This is a genomic window from Streptomyces sp. NPDC050549, from assembly GCF_040655035.1.
Classification (GTDB): domain Bacteria; phylum Actinomycetota; class Actinomycetes; order Streptomycetales; family Streptomycetaceae; genus Streptomyces.
In genome coordinates this window covers 730,646-754,364 of the sequence record NZ_JBFAJD010000001.1, presented here as the reverse complement: position 1 = coordinate 754,364, position 23,719 = coordinate 730,646, and the positions used below count along the sequence as shown (strand labels likewise).

The window sequence follows — 23,719 nt, the reverse complement described above, 5'->3', positions numbered from 1 at the left end:
CTCGCCCTCACCGACAGTCACGGGAACAGTCACGGAACGGGAGCCATGCCAGTGGAAGCCAAGCCCGAAGCCACTGCACGGACCTCGCCGCCCCTCACCGAGCGGCAGGAGGCGCGCCGGCGCCGCATCCTGCACGCGAGCGCGCAGCTGGCGAGCCGGGGCGGTTTCGACGCCGTGCAGATGCGGGAGGTCGCGGAGTCCTCGCAGGTAGCGCTCGGCACGCTGTACCGGTACTTCCCGTCCAAGGTGCATCTCCTGGTGGCCACGATGCAGGACCAGCTGGAGCACATGCACGGCACGCTGCGCAAGAAGCCGCCGGGCGGCGAGACGGCGGCCGAGCGGGTCGCGGAGACCCTGATGCGGGCCTTCCGCGCGCTCCAGCGCGAGCCGCATCTCGCCGACGCGATGGTCCGCGCGCTGACCTTCGCGGACCGCAGCGTCTCCCCCGAGGTCGACCAGGTCTCCCGGCAGACCACGGTGATCATCCTTGACGCGATGGGCCTGGAGCATCCGACGCCGGAGCAGCTCTCCGCCGTCCGCGTGATCGAGCACACCTGGCACTCGGCCCTGATCACCTGGCTGTCGGGCCGCGCCTCCATCGCCCAGGTGAAGATCGATATCGAGACAGTGTGCCGCCTGATCGACCTCACGGAGCCGGGCGCGGACCGATAATTCCCCCATGGCGATCATCCACCACACCCACCTCAGGCCCACCAAGCTCGAACTCCTCACCACCTGGCTGCCCACCCGCCCCTGGTACCACGGCCCCGCCGCACCGGAGTTGGTGAAGGCCGGCGGGTTCCGGCTCGACGACCCCGAGGGCGAGGTCGGCATCGAGTTCATGGTCGTCACCGACGGCTCGGGGGCCTACCTCGTGCCGCTCACCTACCGGGCCGCCCCGCTCCCCGGCGCCGAACACGCCCTCGTCGGCACCATGGAGCACGGCGTGCTCGGTCCGCGCTGGGCCTACGACGGCTGCCACGACCCGGTGCTGACCGCCGAGTTGGTCGCGTTCGTCGAGGGCCGCACTGAGGCGCAGGCGCAGAGCGTCTCCCACACTCTGGACCGCGAGGTCGCCCGCTCCTGGACCGGTACGACACCCCTCCGCGCCCTCGGCGATCCCAACGACACCGACGAGACAACCGAGTTCGCCGTACCGGACGGCCCGACCCTGCGGCTGCACCGGGTGCTGAACCCCGGCTCCACACCTCCCGAGGGCGCGCTCGGCCAGGTCACCGGCGCCTGGGCGCAGGCCGACGGCACTCGGGTCCGGGCGCTGTTCGCCACCGTCCAGGACTCCTAGGACGCCAACTCCCCCACTGCCGCTACTCCTCCGGCGGGAACACCGGCTCCCCGCTGCCCAGCAGTGTGATCATGATGGCCTCCACCGGGCAGCCCTCCGCCGCCGCGAGGATCCGCTCGTTGGCGTCGGTCTCCGGTTCGGCCGGGTGGGACTGCATGGCCGAGTCGAGGCGGAAGCGGTCGGGGGCCTGGTGGACGCACTGGGCCGAGCCGATGCAGACGGAGCGGTCGACCTCGACCTGCCAGCGGTCGCCCGCCCCCACGCTCGAATACGCTCGCGCGGGAGGTACCCCCATCCGGCTCACCCCTCCCAGCCGGCCGGCAGGTGGATCATCTTGTGTTCGAGGAACTCGGAGAAGCCCTCGGGCCCGAACTCCCGTCCCAGACCGCTGTTCTTGTAGCCGCCGAAGGGGCCGAGCATGTCGAGACTGAAGGTGTTGACGTTGTAGGTGCCGGTGCGGACCTGGCGGGCGATGTCGATGCCGTGGGCCACGTCGCCCGTCCACACGCTGCCGCTCAGGCCGTAGTCGGAGTCGTTCGCGATCTTCACGGCCTCGCTCTCGTCGCCGTACGGGAGCAGGCAGATGACCGGGCCGAAGATCTCCTCGCGGGCGATGCGCATGGAGTTGTCGACGTCTCCGAAGAGGGTCGGCTCCACGTACCAGCCGCGGTCGAGACCTGGTGGACGGCCGCCGCCCGTAAGGATTTTGGCGCCCTCCTCCTGGCCGATGCGGATGTAGTCGAGGTTGCGCTGCTGCTGGCGTTTGGCGACCAGCGGGCCGACCTGGGTGGCGGGGTCGAGCGGGTCGCCGACCACGAGGGCGCTCGCCGCCGCCGCGAAGGCGTCCGCGAACTCGTCGTAGCGCGAGCGGGGTACGAGGATGCGGGTCTGGGCGACGCACGCCTGGCCGTTGTTCATCCAGGCCGCCGAGACGATGCCGGGGACGGACGTGGCGAGGTCCGCGTCTGGCAGCACGATCGCCGCCGACTTGCCGCCCAACTCCAGTGTCACGCGGGTGAGATGACGGGCTGCGACCTCCATCACGCGCTTGCCGGCCGCGACCGAACCGGTGAAGGAGATCTTGTCGATGCCGGGGTGTCCGACGAGGTACTCGCTGACCTCGCGGTCGGCGGGGAGGATCGACAGGACGCCGTCCGGCAGCCCTGCCTCCTTGGCGATCTCGCCCAACAGATAGGCGTCCAGGGGCGCTTCGGGCGACGGCTTCAGGATCACCGTGCAGCCGGTGAGCAGCGCGGGCGCGAGCTTGGCGGCGGCCACGAACTGCGGAACGTTCCAGGGGACTACGGCCGCGACCACCCCAACTGGCTCCCGCCGTACGAGGATCTTGCCGAGGACGCCGTCCCGGTACTCCTCGTAGGTGAAGTCCTTCGCGACGGTGATCGCCGCGTCCCACACCATCATCGCGCCGAGGGCCTGGCCGAGGATGCTCCAGGAGTACGGCGATCCGTTCTCCGAGGAGATGACGCGGCCTATCTCCTCGTACCGGGCGGCGATCGCGTCCTTGATGCGGGTGACGACCGCGACCCGTTCGTCCAGGGTCATGCGCGGCCAGGGTCCCTCGTCGAAGGCCCGGCGGGCCACGGCGACCGCGCGGTCCACGTCCTCCCTCGACGCGTGCGGGACGCGTCCGATGACCTCCTCGGTGTGCGGGGAGATCACCTCGATGACGTCCTTGCCCAGGGGGTCGGTCAACTCCCCGCCGATGAACAGCTGTCGGTGTTCCACGAGCTCCGTCATGGCCGAACGCCTCCCCGGTGCCGCTGCCTGAACCGCTGTCTGACGATCCATCAGATACGAGGACTGAATACCAGTTCCCGTCGATGGAGTCCACGTATAGTGGCCGGAAGGCGGCGATTGGGGAGTCCATGACGTCCACGGGTCTGGTCCACGACCACGGCGGCGGTGTTCGTTCCATCGAAGTCCCCATCCCCGACAACCCACTTGGGACCACGCTCGTCTACGTCGTCGACACCGACCGCGGCCCGGTCCTGGTCGACACCGGCTGGGACGACCCGGCCTCCTGGGACACCCTCGTCGCGGGTCTCGATGCCTGCGGTACGCAGGTCGGCGAGGTGCACGGCGTGATCATCACCCACCATCACCCCGACCACCACGGTCTGTCCGGGCGGGTGCGCGAGGCGTCCGGGGCGTGGCTCGCGATGCACGCGGCGGACACCGCGATCGTACGGCGGGCCCGTTCGACGGAACCGGGCCGCTGGCTGAGGTACATGACCGCGAAGCTCGCGGCGGCCGGTGCCCCCGAGGAGCACCTCGCCCCGCTCCGGGCGGCCCGTCCGCGCAGTGTGCCGGGGCTCGCGCCCGCGCTGCCCGACCGGGAGATCGTCCCCGGCGAACTCCTCGACCTGGCGGGCCGGCGGCTGCGCGCGATCTGGACGCCGGGCCACACGCCGGGCCATGTCTGCCTGCACCTGGAGGAGGAACACCCGGCCCGGCTCCCGGGCCACGGACGGCTGTTCTCAGGCGACCACCTGCTCCCCGAGATCACCCCGCACATCGGCCTGTACGAGGACCCGGACGACACCACGATCGCCGACCCCCTCGGCGACTACCTCGACTCCCTGGAGCGGGTCGGCCGTCTCGCGCCCGCCGAGGTGCTCCCGGCCCACCAGCACACCTTCACCGACGCGCCCGGCCGGGTACGGGAGTTGCTCACCCACCACGAGGACCGGCTGACCGGACTGCTCGCCCTGCTCTCCGAGCCGCTCACCGCCTGGCAGGTCGCCGAGCGGATGGAGTGGAACCGTCCCTGGGCACAGATCCCGTTCCCGTCAAGGAACATCGCGGTGTCCGAGGCGGAGGCGCATCTGCGGCGGCTGGTGAAGCTGGGCCAGGCGGAGCTCGTGACGGGCAGCGAGCCGGTGACGTACGTGGCGGTGTAATTCGGTCGTGGGGCGAGGGGTCCGGCTGGTACCAACGACCCCATGGACCTGGACCCTTTGCAGCGACTGCTCGCCGAACGTGCCTGCGAGCGCGTCGTCCTGGACTTCGTCCGCCGGCTGGATCTCGGTGAACCGTCCTCCGTCGCCGGGCTGTTCACCGAGGACGGCCGCTGGGAGTGGCCGGAGGGTGACAGAGTGGTCGAGGGACGAGAGGCGCTGCGGAAGTACTTCGGCGCCCGTCCCGCAGGCCGGCTCTCGCGCCGCCTGATGTCGAACGTCCTGGTCACGCTCACCTCCCCCGACACGGCTATCTCGACCGCGTACTTCACGACGTACCGCGTCGACGGCCACCACGGCGGCATGGTCACGGCCGGTCCCCCGGTCCAGGTCGGCCACTACCAGGACACCTTCCGCGAGGTGGACGGGAGTTGGCTGATCAGCGCCCGCACCCTGTTCCTGCCGTTCGGCGGCCCCACACCGCGTCACTGACCGCCGCGTCACCGGCTGACGGCCGCGTACGCGATTCCCTCGTCGTACGTCATCGCCAGGCCCGTCCGGTAGCCGGTCGCGTAGGCGTCGTCGCCGAGGCGTTCGCGGACGCGGAGTTCGCAGGTGCGGCGGGTGGCGATCAGGTCCGGTGAGTCCATCTGGGCACGGCCGGTGAGTTCCCACAGGCGGGTGCCGATGCCGAGGAGACGGGCCGCGCGGTGGGCGTCACCGGCGGTGACGACGGCGGCGGCCAGCAGGTCCAGGGACATGGCGGCGCCGACCGTGTTGTGCAGGAGGGCATGGCCCGCGATCGAGGTGCGGGCGCCGCTCACCGCGGCCCGTATGTCGCCGCGCGCCAGGTCCGCCTGGGCGATCAGGTAGTCGGCGAAGGCCCCGCACCAGTGCTCGCCCTGTATCCGGCTGGCCGTGCGCACCTCGTCGGCGACCTCACGGCCGCGCTCGAACTCGCCGCGCAGCACGTGCGCGAGGGACAGCGCGAGCCGGGCCTGGAGCTGGGCGGCGCCGAACCCGTCGTCCTGGACGGGGAGCCGGGGTGCCGCGTCGAGGACGTCGATGGCCTCGGCCTGCCGGCCGGTGAGTGCCAGGTGACCGCCCCTGAGGTAGGCGGCGGCGACCCGGGCGACCGGGGAGCCCTGTTCGCGGGCCGCGTCGGCGCAGCGCACCGCCCAGTTGGCCGCCGCCTCCTGGTCGCCCTGGAGGATGGCGACCGCGCCGCGCGACCACAGGGCGAGGGTGCGGCCGGGGCCTGGCGGCGACTCGGCGGCGAGGGCCTGGTCGAGGCAGTGCTGGGCCTCGCGGAGGTAGCCGCAGTGCCGCCACAGGAAGCCGACGTGGCCTGCCATCTCCACTGCCGTGGACCGCCTTCCCCCGTCCGGCTCGGCGAGCGCGCAGTCGACGGCCGTGCGCAGATTGGCGTGTTCGGTCAGCACGCGCTCGCACCAGGCGACCTGCCGTCCGGTGTTCCACTCGGCGCAGCCCTCGCGGGCGAGGCGGGCGTAGTGGTCGCGGTGGCGCCTGCGTACGGCGCGTTCCTCGCCGAGGGCGTGCAGCCAGTCGGCGCCGTACTCGCGGACGGTGTCGAGCATCCGGTAGCGGGACGAGATGACGGGGTCGGGCAGCACGATGGACTGGGCGACGAGCCGGTCGAGCAGCCCGGCGATCCGCTCCGGGGGCAGCGGGCCGCCCGCGCAGACCTGCCGGACGGCCCCCAGGAAGAAGCCACCGCTGAAGACGGAGAGCCGCGCCCACAGCAGCCGTTCGAGCGGAGCGCACAGCTCGTGGCTCCAGCCGATGGCGGTACGCAGGGTCTGGTGGCGGGGCGGGCGTTCGCCCGGGGCGGATGCGAGCAGGTCGAGGGGCGAGGACGGGGCGGGTGTGCCCGGCGGCGCGGACGGGTCGGGTAAGGACGGGAGGGTGGGCAGGCGTTCGCCGAGGCGGGTGTGGAGTTCATCGAGGGTGAGGTCGGCGAGGCGGGCGGCGGCGAGTTCGAGGGCCAGGGGGATGCCGTCGAGGCGGCGGCAGACGGCGGCGGCGGTGGCGCGGGCGGCCGGGTCGTCGTCCCTCAGGGGGCGTCCGGCGGCTGCGGCGCGCTCGGCGAACAGGGCTACGGCCTCACCGGCACCGGTCGGGTCGCCGGGCCGGCCGTCCACAGGCAGTGGTTCGAGGTGGAGGACCTCCTCGCCGGGCACTGCGAGCCGTTCCCTGCTGGTGAGCAGGACGCGCAGGCCGGGCAGGCGCGAGCGCAGCGCGGCGGTGAACCTGGCGCAGTCGGCGAGTACGTGTTCGCAGGAGTCGAGGATGAGCAACAGCCTTCTGCCGTGGGCCCATTCGGTGATGACGTCGATCACCGGGCGCGTCGACTGGTCGGCGAGCCGAAGGCTCTCCATGACGGCGAGGTCCACGAGTCCCGAGGTGCGCAGCGGGGAGAGTTCGGTCAGCCAGACGCCGTCGGGGTAGGCGTCCCGGACCCGCGCCGCCGCGCGCAGCGCGAGCCGGGTCTTGCCGACCCCGCCGACCCCGACGACGGTCACCGGCCGGGCCGGCCCCGCGTCCGGGTCCAACGCGGCGCACAGCCGGGCGAGTTCGGCGCCCCGCCCGACGAAACTGTGCGTCTCGGGCGGCAGATTCCCAGGCCTCCCCGGCCTGTTGGAGTTCCCAGGGTTCCCGGGGGTGTGGGAGTCGCCTGGGTTCCCATGGTCAGTCCTGTCCGGCACGAGGCCAGTGTGTCCGTAGGTCACCGGCTCCATGCGAAGGTCCCGGAACGCGGCCCACGGCTGCCCGCAAAAGTCCTCGCGATACCGAAGCCGCCACCCTTTTAGATCATCTTTCGCCCTGATTTGACCAGTTGTGATCGAGAGCCGGTCAACTCCCCGGTGCCGCGGGTACGGAGCCGTGAATTCCGCGATCGTCGTGGCGTGAACGCGATGGACACGAACGCGATGGACGGGGGACGCCGCTTGCTCGTCGCACCGGCCGGCTGTCTGCTGGCGGCCACGCCGGGTCTGCTGATCGGCCGGGTGCAGCCGATCCTGCCGCTGCTGGCGATCGGACCGCTGATGGCCGCCACCTTCCTGGGTGTCCGCCGTACGCTCCTGGTCTGCTGCTGGACGGTGCTGCTCGCGCTGGCGGCGGGGCTCGGCTCGGGGGCACAGCTGAACGCCGGTTTCGCCGTCCGCTGGGGCGGGCTGCTCCTCGGCTGCGCGTGCAGTGTGTACGCGGCGAGACAGCGCGGCCGGCTGCGGGAACGCCTCGCCGAGGCGCGGGAGGTGGCCCGGATCACCCAGGAGGCGATCCTGCGGCCCGTCTCCCGCACCCTCTCCGGCACCCATGTCAGCACCCGCTACCACTGCGCGAACCGCGAGTCCTCCGTCGGCGGCGACCTGTACGACCTCGCGGTGACGCCGTACGGCCTGCGGGTGCTGGTCGGGGATGCGCGCGGGCACGGGCTCGACGCGCTGCGGACGGCGGCCGACACACTCATCGGGTTCCGTGAACTCGCCTATACGGCACCGGACTTGACGACTCTGGCGAAGGCGCTGGACGCCCGGCTCGCCCCGGGTCTCGGCCCCGAGGACTTCGTGACGGCGGTGCTGGCCGAGTTCGGGCCGGGCGAGGTACGGCTCGTCAACTGCGGTCATCCGGCGCCCCTGCGCTCCGGGCAGCGCCTCGAACTCCTCGAACCCCGGGTCCCCGCACTGCCGTTGGGCCTGTGCCCGGACCCGCGGCAGTACCGGGTCCGCCTCCAGCCCGGCGACCGGCTCCTCCTCTACACGGACGGCCTCACCGAGTCCCGCGCCCTCGACGGCACCCCGTTCGCCCTGCTCACCGAGTGCGCGACGGCGTTGAGCGAGCCGACGCCGGACGGGGCGCTGCACGCGCTGTACGACCGCCTGCTCGCGCACGCCGGCGGCCCGCCCACCGACGACCTGGCCCTCGTCCTGTGCCAGCCGACGGGGGTGGCGGCGCCGGTGCGGGTCTGAGTCCGGCCCCCCGTCACCAGTCCCGGATCGGCCCAACTTGCCGACGGAAGGGCGTCGGCCGGTAAGCCTGCCGGTACGACACATCGCTCGGGCGCCCTCAGTCGCGGTAGCGCGGCGCGGGCGGGTAGAAGTCGCCGTAGGGGCCCAACCACCGTTCGTGCAGGGCGCGGAGCGTGCCCGAGGCGCGCAGGTGCGCGAGGACGCCGTTGACGAAGCGGACGAGTTCCGGTGTCGTCTTCGACACGGCGATTCCGTGCGGCTCGTAGGTGAACCGCGGTCCGGTGATGCGGGTGGCGGGGTCCTGGGCGCTCAGTCCGGCGAGGACGTTGTCGGTGGTCGACACGGCGGCCACCTCGCCCTGCTGGAGCAGCAGGAGGCAGTCGGTCCAGTCGGAGACGGTCACCGGCCGCACCTTCGGGCGGGCGCGTTGCAACTCGGTCAGTGAGGTGGTTCCCCGGGCCGTGCACACCTTCTGTCCGGCGAGATCGGCCAGGGTCTTCACCGGGGAGGTGTCGGTGACGAGGACGCGTTGGCCTGAGTCCAGGTAGTCGCTGCTGAACAGCACCTGCTTCATGCGCTCGCAGGTGATCGTCATGGAGTGCGCGACGAGGTCGACCTCGCCGCGTTGCAGTAACCCGATCCGCTGCGCGGACGGCACGGCCCTGAACTGCACCCGGTCGGGCCGCCCGAACAGCGCGCGGGAGATCTCCCGCACCAGGTCGATGTCGAGCCCGTCCAGCTGTCCGGTCTCGGAATTGCGGTAGCCGAAGAGATAGGTGTTCTGGTCCACTCCCACGATCAGCCGTCCGCGGGCGACGATCCGCTCCATCGCCGAACCGCTGGGCATCCTGCCACCCGGCGTCGGCATGCGGGCCGGCGGTTTCAGCGACAACAGCGGATCGCAGTTCTCGGCGGTCCCGGTTCGTGTGCTCGCGGTCGCGCTCTCGGCCGGCGCGCGCTCCTCGACGGGTGAACGGTGATGCGGGGCGGCCGAGTCCGCACAGGACACCGTCAGCGTCATCGCGGCCAGCGACGCCACGACGGCGGCAAGAACCCGGCGGGCAGCCGGCGACCCGCTCTCTTCTCCACGTGCCCGAAGTTCCCCCACACTGCCCCGCAGCCCTCGGAACCCATCCGAAGCCGCCGTCCGGCGCCCCGGCCCCTCACGCACTCGTCGGCGGTGACGCGTTCACGTCGATTCACGGTTCCCGAGGAGATGCGAGCGATCGGATCAACTCCTCTGCCGCACCGAGGAGTTCGACCTCGCGCGGAGTCATCGTCGGGTTCGCCGCACGCCTCCGCCGGGCTTCCGCGAGACCCTCCTCCGTGAGATCGGCGGGGTCGGCGAGGAGTGCGGCGAGCATCGCGCGGGCCGGGTCGGCGATCGGCAGGTCGTCCACGGCGACCTGGGCGATGATGATCGCGGAGAGCCCCCAGTCGAGTCCGGGGTCGCCGTCCTCGGCGGTGCCCCAGTCGATGACCCGGGGACCGTCGGCGGTGAGCAGCACGTTCTCCGGGTGGAGGTCGAGGTGCAGGACCCGGGTGCCGGGGCGTCGGCCGGGGATCGCGTGCAACTGCCGTAGCAGCGCGGCGAGTACGGCCCCCGCCTCCCGGACGTCGATCGTGCCCGCGACCAACGCCTCCAGCATGGTGGGCCCGGTCAGCCGTTCCATCACGAGGTCGGTGCGCGAGGTACGCGAGTCCCCCGGCCGCACCCGGGGCACGGGGTAGCCGTGCGCCCGTACATGCTCCATCACCGCGCCCTCGGCCGCCGCGTCCCCCCAGTCCTCCCGGTTGCGGCGCAGCACCCATGCCTCGTCGATCTCGTACACGTCCGCGGTACGGCCGGACCCGATCAGCTTCCCCGTCACCGACATGGCCAGAACCTATCGGGCCCGCAGGACCGGGCAACCCCCACTCACAGCGCGCGCTCAGGTTGCCCGTACAGTGGCCGGGTCGTCATCACACCCGTACGGGGGAAAGCCGGTGCAATTCCGGCGCTGACCCGCAACCGTGATCCGTCCCCCTCCCGGGGCCGGTGAGCCGGACCGCCCCGCACGGCACGTGACCGGCTCACACGCACCGTCGAGGAATACGGAGCCGAGCCGCCCGGGGGTGATCCCGTGCGCCGCCCTGCTCCCCAACAGGGGAAGGCACCCGCCGATCATGAACGTCCGCCGCAAGGCCGCGGCCCTGGCCGCCGGCATCACCGTCACCGTGATCGCCGCGACGCCCGCCGTCGCCGCAGGTCCGTCGCCGTCCGTGGCGATACCCGCCGGGCTCTACGGCACCTCCGACCCCACCTACGACGGCGTCTGGCGCCAGTCCCTCGCCCTGCTGGCGCAGGATGCCGTCGGTGTACAGCCCGCCGACAAGGCGGTGGCGTGGCTGGCCGGGCAGCAGTGCGCGAGCGGCGCCTTCGCGGCGTTCCGCGCCGACCCCGGCAAGGCGTGCGACGCCAAGGTCATGGTCGACACGAACAGCACGGCCGCCGCCGTACAGGCACTCTCGACGCTGACCGTCTCCTACGACGCGCAGGTGGCCAAGGCCGTCAAGTGGCTGAAGTCCGTCGAGAACGCCGACGGCGGCTGGGGCTACTCCGCGGGCGGCGCCAGTGACGCGAACTCCACCGCCGTCGTCATCGGCGCGCTCGGCGACGCCGGGGTGACCGTGCCGAACGTCCGCAAGGACGGGAAGTCCCCTTACGACGCACTGCGCAAGCTCGCGCTGCCCTGCGACAACGGCACGGACGCGGGCGCCTTCGCCTACCAGCCCGACAAGAAGGGCAGGCTCCTTGCCAACGCGGACGCGACCGCCGCCGCCGTGCTCGGCCTGGACGGCGAGTCGCTGACCGGGAGCCGGCAGGACGACGCCGAGGCCCCCACGGGCTGCGCCGAGCCGGATCCCCATGTCCCCGAGACGGCGCTGAGCCTCAACGGTGCCCGCTGGCTCACCCGGGCCATGGCCAAGGACGGTCATCTGACCTCCCCACTCCCCGGCGCCAAGCCGCAGCCCGACTACGGCAACACGGCCGACGCGATCGTCGCCCTGTCGTCCCTCGGCCTGCACGACCAGGCGGCGAAGCCCCTGCACTGGCTGGAGACCCACTCCAAGGCGTGGGCCGCGCAGAGTGGTCCGGCCGCCTACGCCCAACTCGTCTTCGTGGCGACCACGGCGAAGGGCGCCGACGTCCACGACTTCGGCGGCCAGGACCTCGTCACCCTGCTGAACGCGACCGGCCCGACCCCCGCGGACATCGAGGAGCGGGTCACCGCCGGCCCGGAGGAGAAGACGGCATCCGACGACAACGACGGTTCCCTGAACGTCGCCTGGGCCGTCGGCGGCGCTCTCCTCGTCGTCGCGATCGCCGGTTTCGTCCTGGTCGCCCGTGGCCGCAAGCGCGGACAGCAGCAGTGACCCGCCGCCCCTCCCTCACCCTCCTCCTCACCGCGCTCCTGCTCACCCTCACCGCCAACTCCCCCGCCCAGGCGGCCGGTTACCGCTACTGGTCCTTCTGGGACCGCACCGGCACCCACTGGACCTACGCCACCCAGGGCCCCTCCACCACCCGCCCCGCCGACGGCGACGTCCAGGGCTTCCGCTTCGCGGTGAGCGAGGACTCTGCGGACGCGAAGCAACCCCGGGCCTCATCGGCCGACTTCACGACGATCTGCGCCAACTCCCCGGCCGTGGAAGGGAAGAAGCGCGTCGCTCTCGTCCTCGACTTCGGTACGGCGTCCGACGCGCCCTCCGGTGAGACCCCACCCGCCGGCCGCACCGCCTGCGCCACGGTGTCTCCCGACGCGACGACGGCGGAGGCACTGGCATCGGTCGCAAAGCCCCTGCGCTACGACACGAACGCCCTGTTGTGCGCGATCAGCGGCTATCCGGAACAGGGCTGCGGAGAGCAGATCACCACAACCCATCACGACGGCCCGTCGGTGGGCGTGCTGGCAGGCACGGCAGCCGTCGCACTCCTGGCCACGGCAGCGATATGGCAGACCCGCAGGCGCAAACATGCGTGACTGCAGCACCCCGAACCCCACCCACCCCGGCGCCTGGTGGACCTGGTCCCTCGGCCTCGCCACCGCCGCCACCCGCACCACCAACCCCCTCCTCCTCGCCCTCCTGATCACGGTCACGGCCTACGTCGTGGCAACGAACCGCACCCCCACCCCCTGGTCCCGCTCCTACACCGCCTTCGCGAAACTCGCCCTGGCCGTACTCCTCATCCGCCTCCTCTTCGCGATCGCCCTCGGCTCCCCCGTCCCCGGCACGCACACCCTGCTCACGCTCCCCGAAGTCCCGCTCCCCCACTGGGCGCAGGGCATCCGCCTCGGCGGCAAGGTCACCGCAGAAGGCCTGGCTTTCGCGTTCTACGACGGCCTGAAACTGGCCACGCTGCTCATCTGCGTCGGCGCGGCGAACGCCCTCGCAAACCCGGCGCGGCTCCTCAAGTCCCTGCCGGGCGCCCTGTACGAGACCGGCGTCGCGGTGGTCGTGGCGCTCACCTTCGCCCCGAACCTCGTCGCCGACGTCCAGCGGCTGCGTGCCGCCCGCCGCCTCCGTGGCCGCCCCGACCGGGGCCTGCGCGGCCTGCTCCAGGTCGGACTCCCGGTCCTGGAGGGCGCGTTGGAGCGCTCGGTCGCCCTCGCCGCCGCGATGGACGCGCGCGGCTACGGCCGTACGGCACAGGTGCCCGCCTCCGTACGGCGGACGACGGCCGCCCTCACGCTCGGCGGGCTGCTCGGTGTGTGCGCGGGGACGTACGGGCTGCTCACCGCCGAAGGCGGGGTCTACGGGCTGCCGTTGCTGCTCCTCGGGGTCGTCGCCGCGGCGGCGGGGCTGCGGCTGGGGGGCCGCCGTACGCTGCGCACCCGGTACCGCCCCGACCCGTGGGACGCGCGGGCGTGGCTGGTCGCGGGCTCGGGTACGACGGTCGCCGCGCTGCTGACGCTGGCCTCCGTCCGCGACCCAGGCGCGCTCACTCCCGGTGTGGTGCCGCTGGTCGCGCCGACCCTTCCCCTCTGGCCGGCGGCTGCCGTACTGCTGGGCCTGGCCCCCGCGTTGCCCACTTTCAAGGAGCCGTCGTGATCCGCTTCGAGGATGTCTCCGTGACGTACGAAGGCACAGCCCAACCGGCCGTCCAGGGAATCGACTTCGAGGTCCCGGAAGGCGAACTGGTGCTGCTGGTGGGCCCGTCGGGGGTCGGCAAGTCCACGGTTCTCGGCGCGGTGAGCGGACTGGTCCCGCACTTCACCGGCGGCACCCTGCGCGGCCGGGTCACGGTCGCCGGCCGTGACACCCGCACCCACAAGCCGCGTGAACTCGCCGACGTGGTGGGCACAGTGGGCCAGGACCCGCTCTCCCACTTCGTGACGGACACGGTCGAGGACGAACTCGCCTACGGCATGGAGTCGTTGGGCATCGCCCCGGACGTGATGCGCCGCCGCGTCGAGGAGACCCTCGATCTGCTCGGCCTCGCCGACCTGCGCGACCGCCCCCTCGCCACCCTCTCCGGCGGCCAGCGACAGCGCGTCGCGATCGGTTCGGTCCTCACCCCGCACCCCCAGGTCCTCGTCCTCGACGAACCGACCTCGGCCCTGGACCCGGCCGCCGCCGAGGAGGTGCTCGCCGTCCTCCAGCGCCTGGTCCACGACCTCGGGACCACGGTCCTGCTGGCCGAACACCGCCTGGAGCGGGTCGTCCAGTACGCCGACCAGGTCGTCCTGCTTCCGGCCCCGGGTGCGGCGCCGGTCCTCGGCAGCCCGGCGGAGGTGATGGCGGTGTCCCCCGTGTACCCACCGGTCGTGGCCCTGGGCCGGCTCGCCGAGTGGACGCCGTTGCCCCTGACTGTGCGGGACGCGCGGCGCCGGGCGGACGGACTGCGGGGGCGCCTGGCCGGACGCGAACCGGCCCGTGGCGCAACCCCGTTCAACGGGCAGCTCCCCAACTCCCGCCCGCCAAGCTCCCGTTGGCGCGCACGCAAAAGCCCCGCCCCGACTCCCGTCCACACGGCGGAAGTCCGCGCCCTCTCAGTCCGCCGTGCCGGTATCGACGCCCTCCGCCGCGTCGACCTCACCATCGCCCCGGGCGAGACCGTCGCCCTCATGGGCCGCAACGGCGCCGGCAAGTCCACCCTCCTCAACACCCTCGTCGGCCTGGTCGCGCCCACCTCCGGATCGGTCCGGGCCGGCGGCCTCACCCCGCATCGCACGGCGCCCCGGGACCTCGTACGCCGCGTGGGCCTGGTCCCGCAGGAACCCCGTGACCTGCTGTACGCCGACACGGTCGCCGCCGAGTGCGCCGCGGCCGACGCGGACGCGGGCGCCGAGCCGGGTACCTGCCGTGGCCTCGTCTCCGGCCTCCTCCCCGATGTGACCGACGACACCCACCCCCGCGATCTCTCCGAGGGGCAGCGCCTCGCGCTCGCCCTCGCGATCGTGCTCACGGCCCGGCCGCCCCTCCTCCTGCTCGACGAGCCGACCCGGGGTCTCGACTACGCGGCCAAGTCCCGCCTGGTCACGATCCTGCGCGCGCTCGCCGCCGAGGGCCACGCGATCGTCCTCGCCACCCATGACGTGGAGCTCGCCGCCGAACTGGCCCACCGGGTCGTCCTCCTCGCCGACGGAGAGGTGATCGCGGACGGTCCGACCGCGGAGGTGGTCGTGGCGTCCCCGTCCTTCGCCCCGCAGACGACGAAGATCCTCGCCCCGCAGCAGTGGCTGACGGTCGCCGAGGTACGGGAGGCCCTGACATGAGGGAGACGAGGGGCATGAGGCCGATCCCCCTCACTCCCCGCTCCGCCGCCGCCCTCACCCTCGTCACCGTCACCGGGATCGCGGCCTTCACCTGGCCCTTCCTCGCCCCGCCCGGCTCACAGGTCGCCGCGCACTCGCAGGACGCGCCCTGGCTCTTCGCGGGCCTGCTCGTGCTGCTCGTCGCCGTCGCCGCCGCGGCGATCTCGGAGTCGGGGCTCGGCCCGAAAGCCGTGGCCATGCTGGGCGTGCTCGCCGCGACCGGTGCCGCGCTGCGCCCCGTCGGCGCCGGTACGGCCGGCATCGAGCCGATGTTCTTCCTGATGGTGCTGAGCGGACGCGTCCTGGGACCCGGTTTCGGGTTCGTGCTGGGCAACGTCACGATGTTCGCGTCGGCGCTGCTGACCGGCGGGGTCGGCCCGTGGCTGCCGTTCCAGATGCTGGCGATGGGCTGGTTCACGATGGGCGCGGGCCTGCTGCCGGGCCGGGAGCTGCTGCGCGGCCGTAGCGAGATCGCGGTGCTCGCCTGCTACGGCTTCCTCGCCGCGTTCGCCTACGGCACCGCCATGAACCTGGCGGGCTGGCCCTTCATGGGGGCGCTGGCCTCGTCGGTCGCCTTCGACCCGGGGGCGACGGTTCCCGCGAACCTGGCCCGTTTCGTCGCGTACTGCGTGGCCACCTCGCTGGGCTGGGACCTCGGGCGGGCGGTCGTCACCGTCGTCCTCACGCTGACCGTCGGTCCGGCGCTGCTGCGGGCGCTGCGCCGGGCGACCCGGCGGGCCGCCTTCGAGACGCGGGTCACTTTCGACGGACGAACCGGGTGAAGCGTCCCACATGACCCAAGTCACCAACGATGCGGATTAGTAGGACATCGGCGTGACATGTACGCAGCCCACAGGCCTCTGACCTGGGGTTTGAGAGCCACGTCACACAGTTGACGATTCACCCACATGCGACCACAACTAGTAAAAGGGGTCTTTGCGGACACCGATCGAGAGTGCTTCTGTGGAGCAGTCGCACGGCGCCGACGAGTCCTCACGGGCCTCGGCGCCGACGCCTTGCCGGGGCCTCGCCCCGCGTGACACCGGCAGGCATACGACGTCTCTGTCCCCGAAGAAACAGGTTCTCCGTGTCCGTCTCCCGCATCGTCGCTCGCATCGCCTCCCCGAAGAAGGCCCTGACCGCCGCCGCTCTGGCCGCCGCCACCACCGGTCTGGTGCTGACCTCGGCTCCCGCTCAGGCCGCGACGACCTCCGCCTCCTCCGCCCAGGCGATCGCGCACAAGATGATCCCGAGCGCGGCGCAGTACAACGCGTTCAGCAAGATCGTCGAGCACGAGAGCGGCTGGAACGTCACCGCCACGAACTCCTCGTCCGGCGCCTACGGCCTGGTCCAGGCGCTGCCCGGTTCGAAGATGGCCTCGGCCGGCTCGGACTGGAAGACCAACCCCGCCACGCAGATCAAGTGGGGTCTGAACTACATGAACTCCCGCTACGGCTCCCCCGCCGCGGCCTGGAGCTTCTGGCAGTCCAACGGCTGGTACTGATCACCGGCCCACACACACGCGCACGCAGCGGCGGCCCCCGGCATTCCGGGGGCCGCCGCTACATTGCGTTCATGGACCAGAAGACACAGCCCAAGTCCTACGACCGTGAGGCGCGCGGACTCCGGCTGGTGGTCGTGCTGCTGGGTCTGACCGTGGTCAGCGGGCTGATCGACGCGGTGAGCTATCTGGGCCTCGGTCATGTCTTCACCGCGAACATGACCGGCAATGTGGTGGTCCTCGGCTTCGCCGCCGCCGGGGCACCCGGCTTCTCGGTGTCGCGCACCCTCACCTCGCTCGGTGCCTTTCTGGTGGGCGCGGCGGCCGGCGGCAGGCTCGCGGTGCGGATGGACACCGGCTCGCGCCGGACCTGGGCCCGGGTGAGTCTCGGCGCGGAGGCGCTGCTCGTGGGCACGGCCGCGGTGATCGCGTTCGTGGCGCCGGGCGACAGCGCCACCACGCATCCCTTGATCGCGCTCACGGCCTTCGCGATGGGCCTGCGCAACGCGGTGGTCCGCAAGCTCGGGGTCACCGACTTCACGACCACCACGGTCCTGACGATGACCCTGACCGGACTGGTCGCCGACTCCGTCGCGGGCGGCGGCCGGGGCCCCGGCACCTTCCGCCGTCTCTCGGCGGCCGTGGCGATGGCCGCCGGCGCGTTTCTCGGCGCATGGCTGATCCTGCACCACGATCTGCGCTACCCGCTTCTGCTCGCCGCCCTGGTCGCCGGGGTGTTCGCGGTAATCGCCTCCGGACGGGAGTAGCCCAAAGCCCGCCCAAGAAGGCAGAATTCGTGCGTCTGAGTCCCACGATCAAGAGGATCGATCACACATGATCACGCTCACGAAGGAAGACGGTCCGGCGGATCTGGACGGAGTGACCCATCTGGAGATCGGGGCGTCCTGGGACCCCACCGTCGGCAGCAGCGGCGGCATCATCGGGAAGCTGCGGCAGAAGGCCGGTACGGACCTCGATCTCATCGCCATCGCGATGCAGGGCGCCGACCCGGTACGGCTCGCGGGGCTCGACTCCGTGGACCCGCTGGGCAACGGCTCGCTGGTGCACAGCGGTGACAACCAGACCGGCAAGGGCGAGGGCGACGACGAGACGGTGACCGTCGACCTCGCGCGGATACCCGGCAACATCACGTCGATCGTCTTCGTCGCCGCCGCCTACAAGAAGGGCAGTTCCTTCCAGAAGGCACGGAACATCGCCTTCAAGGTGTACGACGCGACGGGCGGCAGCACCCAGCAGGTCGCCGAGATCTGGCCCAACCTGCTCAGCGACCACAACGGTTGCGCGGTCGCCAAGGCGATCCGGGACGGCGCCAGCTGGAAGCTCCAGGTCATCAACGAGACCGGGAAGATCAAGCAGGGGGACGAGCGGGAACTCATGAAGTTCGCGGTACGGAAGTAAGCACAGCGGTGAACGAGGACGGGCCGGCGGCGCCGGGATGCCGCCGGCCCGAGCTGTGAGTTCACCTCAACCGGCGGTCACCTGAAGCTCTTTGACGCCGTTGATCCAGGCGGAGCGCAGCCGGCGCGGGTCGCCCGTCAGGGTCAGGTTGGGCATCGCGTCCGCGATCGCGTTGAAGATCAGGTCGATTTCGAGGACCGCGAGGGACTTGCCGAGGCAGTAGTGCGGGCCTCCGCCGCCGAAGCCGAGGTGCGGGTTCGGGTCGCGCATGACGTCGAACTCGCCCGGGTTCTCGAAGACTTCGGGGTCGTGGTTGGCGGAGGCGTAGAAGATGCCGACGCGGTCGCCCTTCTTGATGTGTTTGCCGCCGAGTTCGGTGTCCTGGGTCGCCGTCCGCTGGAAGGCGTTGACCGGCGTGGCCCAGCGCACGATCTCCTCGGCGGCGGTCGACGGACGCTCGCGCTTGTACAGCTCCCACTGCTCGGGGTGGGTGAGGAACGCGTGCATGCCGTGGGTGATGGCGTTGCGGGTCGTCTCGTTCCCGGCGACCGACAGCATGAGCACGAAGAAGCCGAACTCGTCGGAGTTCAGGTTTCCCTCGTCCTCGGCGGCGACCAGGGTGCTGACGATGTCGTGGGCCGGACACTGCTTGCGTTCGGCGGCCATTCCCATGGCGTACGCGATGAGTTCGGCGGCGGACTCGGCGCCGACCTGCTCCGTGATGGCGTACTCGGGATCGTCGTAGGCGATCATCTTGTTGGACCACTCGAAGATCTTGACGCGGTCGTCCTGCGGGATGCCGATGAGTTCGGCGATGGCCTGGAGGGGCAGTTCGCAGGCGACCTCGGTGACGAAGTCGAAGGGGCCGGAGTGGGTGCGGGCGTTCGCCACGATGGCCTGGGCCCGGTTGCGCAGGCGTTCCTCCAGAGCGCGGATCGCGCGGGGGGTGAAGCCACGCTGGACGATCTGGCGGACGCGGGTGTGTTCGGGCGGGTCCATGTTGAGCAGGATCAGCCGCTGGGCGTCGATCGAGTCGCGCTCCATGTGCTCGTGGAAGCGGATGATCGCCGTGTTGAGGGTCGAGGAGAAGATCTCCGGGTGAGTGGAGACGTACCGGACGTCGGCGTGCCGGGTAACGGCCCAGTAGCCCTCGTCCTGGAACCCCGCGATGCCCGCGGCTTGCGGAATCCAGCGGACCGGTTCGGCCGCGCGCAGTTCGGCGAACTCCGGTAGGGGCACGCGGTGGTGGAGCAGATCGGGGTCGGTGAAGTCGAACCCTTCGGGCAACGCTGGACAGGGCATCGGCAACTCCCGTCATCTGACGGTCCATCAGGAACCCGGCTGCCGTGAAGGTAATAACGGGTTCTACAAGTAGCAAGAGGCACGGCAGGCCGAATTCCCTGCACGACCCTTGCGGTTGTGGACGGCCTGTCAGCAGACTGCACACAGAACTAGAACGCGTACTAGTTCTGCGTGGCGGGTGGCCGGGACGCCCGCGCCGCGCGGTGGACGAGGAGAGGACGTGTCCCATGGCCGCGGAACCCGTCATCGTGGAAGCCGTACGCACCCCCATCGGCAAGCGCGGCGGCGCGCTCGCCAATCTGCATCCCGCCTATCTGCTGGGCGAGACCTACCGTGAACTCCTTGGCCGCACCGGCATTCACGCCGACTGCGTCGAACAGATCATCGGCGGCACGGTGACCCACGCCGGCGAGCAGTCCATGAACCCCGCGCGCACGGCCTGGCTGACCATGGGCCTGCCCTACGAGACGGCGGCGACGACCGTCGACTGTCAGTGCGGCTCCTCGCAGCAGGCCTCGCACATGACCGCCAACCTGATCGCGGCGGGCGTCATCGACGTCGGGATCAGCTGCGGTGTCGAGGCGATGTCGCGGGTGCCGCTGGGCTCGGGGTCGAAGCACGGACCGGGGAAGCCGTTCCCGGACGAGTGGAACGTGGATCTGCCCAACCAGTTCGAGGCCGCCGAACGCATCGCCCGCAACCGGAAGCTGACCCGCGAGAACGTCGACTCGCTCGGCCTGATCTCGCAGGAGCGGGCGGCCGTCGCCTGGTCCGAGGAGCGGTTCAAGAAGGAGACGTTCGCCGTCCAGGTGCCGACGACGGAGGACGAGCAGCGCGCGGGCCTCGGCATGTGGCGGCTCGTCGACCGGGACGAGGGGCTGCGCGACACGACGATGGAGGCGCTGGCGCGGCTGAAGCCGGTGATGCCGACGGCCGTCCACACGGCGGGCAACTCCTCGCAGATCAGCGACGGCGCCTCGGCGATCATGTGGGCGTCGAAGCGGATGGCAAGGGCGCTCAAACTCCGCCCCCGCGCCCGGATCGTCGCCCAGGCACTGGTCGGCGCCGACCCGCACTACCACCTCGACGGCCCCATCGACGCGACGCGAGCCGTCCTCGGCAAGGCCGGCATGACCCTCAAGGACATCGACATCGTCGAGATCAACGAGGCTTTCGCGTCAGTGGTGTTGAGCTGGGCGCAGGTCTTCGGACAGGACCTGGAGAAGGTCAACGTCAACGGCGGTGGGATCGCGCTCGGCCATCCGGTCGGGGCGACCGGCGCCCGCCTCATCACCAGCGCCCTGCACGAACTGGAGCGCGCCGACAAGGAGTTCGCGCTGATCACCATGTGCGCGGGCGGGGCGCTGGCGACCGGCACGATCATTCAGCGCCTGTAGCCGACCGGTCGGCGGGGGCCAGATGGTCCTCGGCGCAGGCGCGGAAGGCCGCGAGCAGTCGGCGGTTCTCCTCGCCTGCGCGGGTGGCCAGGACGACCGGGATGGGATCCACGCCCTCCAGCGGAACCGTGGTCAGATCGGGCCGCAGGCCCTTCCTGATGGCGCCCACCGGAACGAGCGCGACCGCCTCGCCGGCGGCGATGACTTCGAGCTTGTCCTCCAGATTCTCGACCAGCGGACCGTCCGGCACCCGCCGTCCGTCCGGGCGGGGATCGACGCGCCAGAACGCGTTGAACTCCGGGTCGGGGAAACGGGGTACGGGCTCGTCCGCGATGTCGTCGAGGGTGACGTACTCCTTGCCGGCCAGCCGGTGGCCGACCGGTATCAGCAGCACCCGGGGCTCCTCGAAGAGGACCGTCACGCTCAACCCCTCGGTGGCGAACGGGAATCGGCCCACCACCACGTCCACCCGGTGCTCCAGCAGGGCGGCCGGCATCTCGCCCCAGCCGAGAAAGGAATGCTGCACGTCGGCGTCCGGGAAGCGCCCGCGCAGGGCGCGCACCGCCGGGGTGACGATGAGCCCGGTCATGTACCCGATGACGATACGACTCGGCGCCCCGGCCGCCCGCGCCACGGCGGTCGCCTCCGCCGCGGACCGCAGCAGCGCCTCGGCCCGGGGCAGGAACGCCGCCCCCGCTTCGGTGAGTCGGGTGCCCTGCGTGGTCCGGTCGAAGAGCCGCACCCCCAACTCGCCCTCCAGGCGCCGGACATGACGGCTCAGGGACGGCTGCGCGAGATGCAGTACGGCAGCGGCCCGGCCGAAGTGCAGTTCCTCGGCGACGACGGTGAAACAGCGCACCAGACGCAGGTCCAGGTCGGTCATACATCGACTGTACGACGGCAGGAGCTGCGCTGATACCGGAAGTGAATCACGTCTTCCGGAGTCGGTCTTGGACGGGCCCGGCCAGGCGGGCGCAGGCTGGGAGCACACCACTTCCCGACCCACCTGGGGTGATTTCGTCATGCGTGTTTTCGTCACCGGCGCGACCGGATTCGTGGGCGGCGCGGTCGTCCGCGAACTGCTCGGCTCGGGACACCAGGTCCTCGGCCTGGCCCGCTCCGACACCTCGGCGGAACGGCTGGCCGCGACCGGAGCGGAGGTCCACCGGGGTTCGCTGGAGGACCTCGACGCACTCCGCACGGGTGCGTCCGCCTCCGACGGTGTGATCCACACCGGTTTCATCCACGACTTCTCGAACTACGCCGCGTGCGTCGCGACGGACCTGAGCGCGGTGGAGACCCTGATCGAAGCACTGGCCGGTTCGGACCGCCCCCTGGTCATCAGTTCCGTGATGAGCCACGGCCGCACCGAGGACGAGATCCCCGACCTCGCCGCCCACCCCGAAATGCCGCGCCTCGCAGCCGAGTTGACGACCCTGGCCGCAGCGGACCGGGGCGTGCGCACATCGGCGATACGGCTGCCGCAGGTGCACGGCGAGGGTGACCACGCCTTCGTCCCCACCCTCATCGACATCGCCCGCGCCAAGGGCGTCTCCGCCTACGTCGGCAACGGCACCAACCTCTGGGCCGCCGTCCATCGCGAGGACGCCGCGCTGCTGTACCGGCTGGCGTTGGAGAACGCCCAGGCGGGTTCGGTCCTGCACGCGGTCGCCGACGAGGGCGTACCGGTACGGGAGATCGCCGAAGTCATCGGCAGGCGGCTGGACATACCGGTGACCAGCGTGCCGGTCGAGCAGGCCGGGGACCACTTCGGCTGGCTGGGCCACTTCGTCGCGTCCGACCTCACGGGAACGAGCACGCTCACGCAGAAGCGGTTCGGGTGGACTCCGACCCGACTGGGACTACTGGCCGACCTGGACCACGACTACTACTTCAACCAACCGTCGTAGCGGTCCAGTTGACGAAGGTGGCGAACGCGGCGGGGTCGAGGGTGAGGATCGGCCCCGCCGGGGTCTTGGAGTCGCGGATGGCGAGGGTGGCGGAGGTTGTGGAGCAGGGGGTTTCGGCGATCTCTACGCAATTGCCGCCCTGGTCACTGCTGTAGCTGGACTTGCGCCAGGCCAGCGGGCCGAGCGGCGCGCACTCGATGCAGTTGCCGCCCTGATCACCGCTGTAGCTGGACTTCCGCCACTGCGTCCCCGTCGGCATCGCGTTGTTCCCCATAACGTTCCTCCATCACGCGCCGGATCAGCTCCGCCGAGTCCCTGAGGGAGAGGGCGGCGGCCTGGAGATGATCGTAACGGAGCGAACAGTCCTTGACAGTGTCCGGGTTGGCTGTGGGATGCCCGCTTCCGTAGCTCTCGGTGTAGACGATGGGCGGGTCGCTCGGGAAGCGATAGAGGTCATACGAGCCTTGTAGTCCCGCGTGCGCTCCGGTCGAGTGCGGCAGGATCTGGATGTTGATCCGAGGATTGTTCTCGTGGGCCAACAGGCGGGCCAGTTGGTTCCTCATGGTCCTCCGGCCGCCGATCTCCAGATACAGCGCGGCCTCGCTCAGGATCGCCCAGAAGACCGGCGGCTCCCCCTTCTGGAAGATGCGCTGACGAGCCATGCGTACGGCGGTCCGGTCGTCCAGGTTGCTCTGGTCCAGCGTGCCGAGCACGGCGCGGGCGTACTCCTCGGTCTGGAGGAGACCGTGGATCATCTGCGCCTCGAAGGAGCAGATCTCCAGTGCCCGCGCCTGCAATTCGGCCACCTGCTGGAACCAGGACGGGAGTTGGCTGCGCAGCACCAGATCGAGCAACCGGGTAAGCAGCCCACCCGTGTCGAGCGCCGCATCCACCCGCTGGCTGAACTCCAGCGTGGGCAGCTTGCGGGCCGTCTCGATCTGGCCGATCAGTGACCCGGTGTAGTTGACGATCTTGCCGAGTTCCCGTTGCGTGAGACCGGCCGCCTCCCGGTAGCGGCGCAGCTCGAAGCCGTAGTAGTCCAGCGGCGACGCCCCTGGATCGAGGGTGTTGATGTGCACGCGAAGCCCCTGCCTCCCGACAACCGACCAGAAGTGTCCACCCGTGAACGGGTTGTATTCGTACCGTTGCCGAGGGTAGCGGCGGGACGTCAGCCTCG

Annotated in this window: 24 protein-coding genes and 1 riboswitch; of the genes, 15 read left to right on the top strand and 9 right to left on the bottom strand. The window is 71.2% G+C overall.

Going from position 1 to position 23,719, the window contains the following annotated elements; all coding sequences use genetic code 11:
* Window positions 1–45 precede the first annotated feature (45 nt).
* The gene (locus AB0I51_RS03405) at window positions 46–672 is read left to right on the top strand and encodes a TetR family transcriptional regulator (protein WP_262057802.1); all 627 of its coding nucleotides are present in this window, start codon (window positions 46–48) and stop codon (window positions 670–672) included.
* Window positions 673–679: 7 nt separating this feature from the next.
* Window positions 680–1,303 (top strand): 1,4-alpha-glucan branching protein, encoded by a 624-nt coding sequence (locus tag AB0I51_RS03400; RefSeq protein WP_362970891.1) that lies wholly within the window; start codon window positions 680–682, stop codon window positions 1,301–1,303.
* Window positions 1,304–1,325: 22 nt separating this feature from the next.
* Here AB0I51_RS03400 and AB0I51_RS03395 read toward each other — a convergent pair whose 3' ends face one another.
* Both AB0I51_RS03395 and AB0I51_RS03390 read right to left on the bottom strand, forming a co-directional pair.
* Window positions 1,326–1,598 carry a ferredoxin gene (locus tag AB0I51_RS03395; RefSeq protein ID WP_362970889.1) on the bottom strand — a complete coding sequence of 91 codons (273 nt, stop codon included), beginning with the start codon at window positions 1,596–1,598 and terminating at the stop codon, window positions 1,326–1,328.
* A 5-nt stretch (window positions 1,599–1,603) separates the two neighbouring features.
* A complete protein-coding gene (locus AB0I51_RS03390) occupies window positions 1,604–3,061 on the bottom strand; it encodes an aldehyde dehydrogenase (RefSeq protein ID WP_362970887.1) in 1,458 nt (485 codons plus the stop codon).
* Between the two features lie 128 nt (window positions 3,062–3,189).
* Here AB0I51_RS03390 and AB0I51_RS03385 point away from each other — a divergent pair, with 128 nt between their 5' ends.
* Together AB0I51_RS03385 and AB0I51_RS03380 are read left to right on the top strand one after the other, a co-directional pair.
* Entirely contained in the window at window positions 3,190–4,224 is a 1,035-nt protein-coding gene (locus AB0I51_RS03385; RefSeq protein ID WP_362970885.1) for an MBL fold metallo-hydrolase, read from the top strand.
* Window positions 4,225–4,266: 42 nt separating this feature from the next.
* Window positions 4,267–4,713, top strand: coding sequence for a nuclear transport factor 2 family protein (locus AB0I51_RS03380; protein ID WP_362970883.1), 447 nt, complete (start codon window positions 4,267–4,269; stop codon window positions 4,711–4,713).
* Window positions 4,714–4,721: 8 nt separating this feature from the next.
* Here the strand turns inward: AB0I51_RS03380 and AB0I51_RS03375 are convergent, their stop codons facing one another.
* The gene (locus tag AB0I51_RS03375; RefSeq protein ID WP_362970881.1) at window positions 4,722–6,947 is read right to left on the bottom strand and encodes an NB-ARC domain-containing protein; all 2,226 of its coding nucleotides are present in this window, start codon (window positions 6,945–6,947) and stop codon (window positions 4,722–4,724) included.
* A gap of 210 nt (window positions 6,948–7,157) precedes the next feature.
* Here AB0I51_RS03375 and AB0I51_RS03370 point away from each other — a divergent pair, with 210 nt between their 5' ends.
* Window positions 7,158–8,213, top strand: a complete 1,056-nt coding sequence (locus tag AB0I51_RS03370; protein WP_362971145.1) for a PP2C family protein-serine/threonine phosphatase — start codon at window positions 7,158–7,160, stop codon at window positions 8,211–8,213.
* 97 nt (window positions 8,214–8,310) lie between these two features.
* Here AB0I51_RS03370 and AB0I51_RS03365 read toward each other — a convergent pair whose 3' ends face one another.
* Both AB0I51_RS03365 and AB0I51_RS03360 read right to left on the bottom strand, forming a co-directional pair.
* Window positions 8,311–9,234 (bottom strand): glutamate ABC transporter substrate-binding protein, encoded by a 924-nt coding sequence (locus tag AB0I51_RS03365; protein ID WP_362970879.1) that lies wholly within the window; start codon window positions 9,232–9,234, stop codon window positions 8,311–8,313.
* Window positions 9,235–9,412: 178 nt separating this feature from the next.
* On the bottom strand, window positions 9,413–10,090 hold the full coding sequence (locus AB0I51_RS03360) for a phosphotransferase (protein WP_362970877.1): 678 nt from the start codon (window positions 10,088–10,090) through the stop codon (window positions 9,413–9,415).
* Window positions 10,091–10,149: 59 nt separating this feature from the next.
* Window positions 10,150–10,284: riboswitch (cobalamin riboswitch) on the top strand.
* Window positions 10,285–10,379: 95 nt separating this feature from the next.
* Here AB0I51_RS03360 and AB0I51_RS03355 point away from each other — a divergent pair.
* From AB0I51_RS03355 to AB0I51_RS03320, 8 genes are all read left to right on the top strand, one after another.
* Window positions 10,380–11,630, top strand: a complete 1,251-nt coding sequence (locus AB0I51_RS03355) for a prenyltransferase/squalene oxidase repeat-containing protein (RefSeq protein WP_362970875.1) — start codon at window positions 10,380–10,382, stop codon at window positions 11,628–11,630.
* Window positions 11,627–12,238, top strand: coding sequence for an SCO2322 family protein (locus AB0I51_RS03350; protein ID WP_362970873.1), 612 nt, complete (start codon window positions 11,627–11,629; stop codon window positions 12,236–12,238). Before AB0I51_RS03355 ends, AB0I51_RS03350 begins: the two co-directional genes overlap by 4 nt.
* On the top strand, window positions 12,231–13,307 hold the full coding sequence (locus AB0I51_RS03345; protein WP_362970871.1) for an energy-coupling factor transporter transmembrane component T: 1,077 nt from the start codon (window positions 12,231–12,233) through the stop codon (window positions 13,305–13,307). The genes AB0I51_RS03350 and AB0I51_RS03345 overlap by 8 nt, the downstream gene beginning before the upstream one ends.
* The gene (locus AB0I51_RS03340) at window positions 13,304–14,974 is read left to right on the top strand and encodes an ATP-binding cassette domain-containing protein (protein WP_362970869.1); all 1,671 of its coding nucleotides are present in this window, start codon (window positions 13,304–13,306) and stop codon (window positions 14,972–14,974) included. Before AB0I51_RS03345 ends, AB0I51_RS03340 begins: the two co-directional genes overlap by 4 nt.
* A gap of 14 nt (window positions 14,975–14,988) precedes the next feature.
* A complete protein-coding gene (locus AB0I51_RS03335; RefSeq protein ID WP_362970867.1) occupies window positions 14,989–15,795 on the top strand; it encodes an ECF transporter S component in 807 nt (268 codons plus the stop codon).
* A gap of 305 nt (window positions 15,796–16,100) precedes the next feature.
* Window positions 16,101–16,517, top strand: coding sequence for a transglycosylase SLT domain-containing protein (locus AB0I51_RS03330; RefSeq protein WP_362970865.1), 417 nt, complete (start codon window positions 16,101–16,103; stop codon window positions 16,515–16,517).
* Between the two features lie 71 nt (window positions 16,518–16,588).
* Window positions 16,589–17,281, top strand: coding sequence for a YoaK family protein (locus tag AB0I51_RS03325; protein ID WP_362970863.1), 693 nt, complete (start codon window positions 16,589–16,591; stop codon window positions 17,279–17,281).
* A gap of 67 nt (window positions 17,282–17,348) precedes the next feature.
* Window positions 17,349–17,933 carry a TerD family protein gene (locus AB0I51_RS03320; protein ID WP_362970861.1) on the top strand — a complete coding sequence of 195 codons (585 nt, stop codon included), beginning with the start codon at window positions 17,349–17,351 and terminating at the stop codon, window positions 17,931–17,933.
* Window positions 17,934–17,999: 66 nt separating this feature from the next.
* Here the strand turns inward: AB0I51_RS03320 and AB0I51_RS03315 are convergent, their stop codons facing one another.
* Window positions 18,000–19,235 carry a cytochrome P450 gene (locus AB0I51_RS03315; protein WP_362970859.1) on the bottom strand — a complete coding sequence of 412 codons (1,236 nt, stop codon included), beginning with the start codon at window positions 19,233–19,235 and terminating at the stop codon, window positions 18,000–18,002.
* Between the two features lie 227 nt (window positions 19,236–19,462).
* On the opposite strand from AB0I51_RS03315, the gene AB0I51_RS03310 reads away from it, so the two are divergent.
* Entirely contained in the window at window positions 19,463–20,632 is a 1,170-nt protein-coding gene (locus AB0I51_RS03310) for a steroid 3-ketoacyl-CoA thiolase (protein ID WP_362970857.1), read from the top strand.
* Here AB0I51_RS03310 and AB0I51_RS03305 read toward each other — a convergent pair.
* Entirely contained in the window at window positions 20,616–21,515 is a 900-nt protein-coding gene (locus AB0I51_RS03305) for a LysR family transcriptional regulator (RefSeq protein ID WP_362970855.1), read from the bottom strand. The genes AB0I51_RS03310 and AB0I51_RS03305 overlap by 17 nt on opposite strands.
* A gap of 139 nt (window positions 21,516–21,654) precedes the next feature.
* Between AB0I51_RS03305 and AB0I51_RS03300 the strand changes: the two genes are divergently transcribed.
* Complete coding sequence (locus tag AB0I51_RS03300) at window positions 21,655–22,542, top strand: SDR family oxidoreductase (protein ID WP_362970853.1); 888 nt, start codon at window positions 21,655–21,657, stop codon at window positions 22,540–22,542.
* On the opposite strand, the gene AB0I51_RS03295 is transcribed toward AB0I51_RS03300, so the two are convergent.
* Together AB0I51_RS03295 and AB0I51_RS03290 are read right to left on the bottom strand one after the other, a co-directional pair.
* A complete protein-coding gene (locus AB0I51_RS03295) occupies window positions 22,526–22,801 on the bottom strand; it encodes a DUF397 domain-containing protein (protein ID WP_362970851.1) in 276 nt (91 codons plus the stop codon). The two genes, AB0I51_RS03300 and AB0I51_RS03295, sit on opposite strands and share 17 nt — an antisense overlap.
* Window positions 22,758–23,621, bottom strand: a complete 864-nt coding sequence (locus AB0I51_RS03290) for a helix-turn-helix transcriptional regulator (protein ID WP_362970849.1) — start codon at window positions 23,619–23,621, stop codon at window positions 22,758–22,760. The genes AB0I51_RS03295 and AB0I51_RS03290 overlap by 44 nt, the downstream gene beginning before the upstream one ends.
* Between the last annotated feature and the right edge of the window lie 98 nt (window positions 23,622–23,719).

Excerpts from the sequence above, each read along its gene's own strand:
- AB0I51_RS03390 (WP_362970887.1), bottom strand. The coding sequence starts at position 3,061 with ATGACGGAGCTCGTGGAACACCGACAGCTGTTCATCGGCGGGGAGTTG.
- AB0I51_RS03405 (WP_262057802.1), top strand. The coding sequence starts at position 46 with ATGCCAGTGGAAGCCAAGCCCGAAGCCACTGCACGGACCTCGCCGCCC.
- AB0I51_RS03345 (WP_362970871.1), top strand. The coding sequence starts at position 12,231 with ATGCGTGACTGCAGCACCCCGAACCCCACCCACCCCGGCGCCTGGTGG.
- AB0I51_RS03335 (WP_362970867.1), top strand. The coding sequence starts at position 14,989 with ATGAGGCCGATCCCCCTCACTCCCCGCTCCGCCGCCGCCCTCACCCTC.
- AB0I51_RS03320 (WP_362970861.1), top strand. The coding sequence starts at position 17,349 with ATGATCACGCTCACGAAGGAAGACGGTCCGGCGGATCTGGACGGAGTG.
- AB0I51_RS03300 (WP_362970853.1), top strand. The coding sequence starts at position 21,655 with ATGCGTGTTTTCGTCACCGGCGCGACCGGATTCGTGGGCGGCGCGGTC.
- AB0I51_RS03355 (WP_362970875.1), top strand. The coding sequence starts at position 10,380 with ATGAACGTCCGCCGCAAGGCCGCGGCCCTGGCCGCCGGCATCACCGTC.
- AB0I51_RS03315 (WP_362970859.1), bottom strand. The coding sequence starts at position 19,235 with ATGCCCTGTCCAGCGTTGCCCGAAGGGTTCGACTTCACCGACCCCGAT.
- AB0I51_RS03400 (WP_362970891.1), top strand. The coding sequence starts at position 680 with ATGGCGATCATCCACCACACCCACCTCAGGCCCACCAAGCTCGAACTC.
- AB0I51_RS03380 (WP_362970883.1), top strand. The coding sequence starts at position 4,267 with ATGGACCTGGACCCTTTGCAGCGACTGCTCGCCGAACGTGCCTGCGAG.
- AB0I51_RS03325 (WP_362970863.1), top strand. The coding sequence starts at position 16,589 with ATGGACCAGAAGACACAGCCCAAGTCCTACGACCGTGAGGCGCGCGGA.
- AB0I51_RS03365 (WP_362970879.1), bottom strand. The coding sequence starts at position 9,234 with ATGACGCTGACGGTGTCCTGTGCGGACTCGGCCGCCCCGCATCACCGT.
- AB0I51_RS03305 (WP_362970855.1), bottom strand. The coding sequence starts at position 21,515 with ATGACCGACCTGGACCTGCGTCTGGTGCGCTGTTTCACCGTCGTCGCC.
- AB0I51_RS03370 (WP_362971145.1), top strand. The coding sequence starts at position 7,158 with ATGGACACGAACGCGATGGACGGGGGACGCCGCTTGCTCGTCGCACCG.
- AB0I51_RS03385 (WP_362970885.1), top strand. The coding sequence starts at position 3,190 with ATGACGTCCACGGGTCTGGTCCACGACCACGGCGGCGGTGTTCGTTCC.
- AB0I51_RS03395 (WP_362970889.1), bottom strand. The coding sequence starts at position 1,598 with ATGGGGGTACCTCCCGCGCGAGCGTATTCGAGCGTGGGGGCGGGCGAC.
- AB0I51_RS03310 (WP_362970857.1), top strand. The coding sequence starts at position 19,463 with ATGGCCGCGGAACCCGTCATCGTGGAAGCCGTACGCACCCCCATCGGC.
- AB0I51_RS03360 (WP_362970877.1), bottom strand. The coding sequence starts at position 10,090 with ATGTCGGTGACGGGGAAGCTGATCGGGTCCGGCCGTACCGCGGACGTG.
- AB0I51_RS03295 (WP_362970851.1), bottom strand. The coding sequence starts at position 22,801 with ATGCCGACGGGGACGCAGTGGCGGAAGTCCAGCTACAGCGGTGATCAG.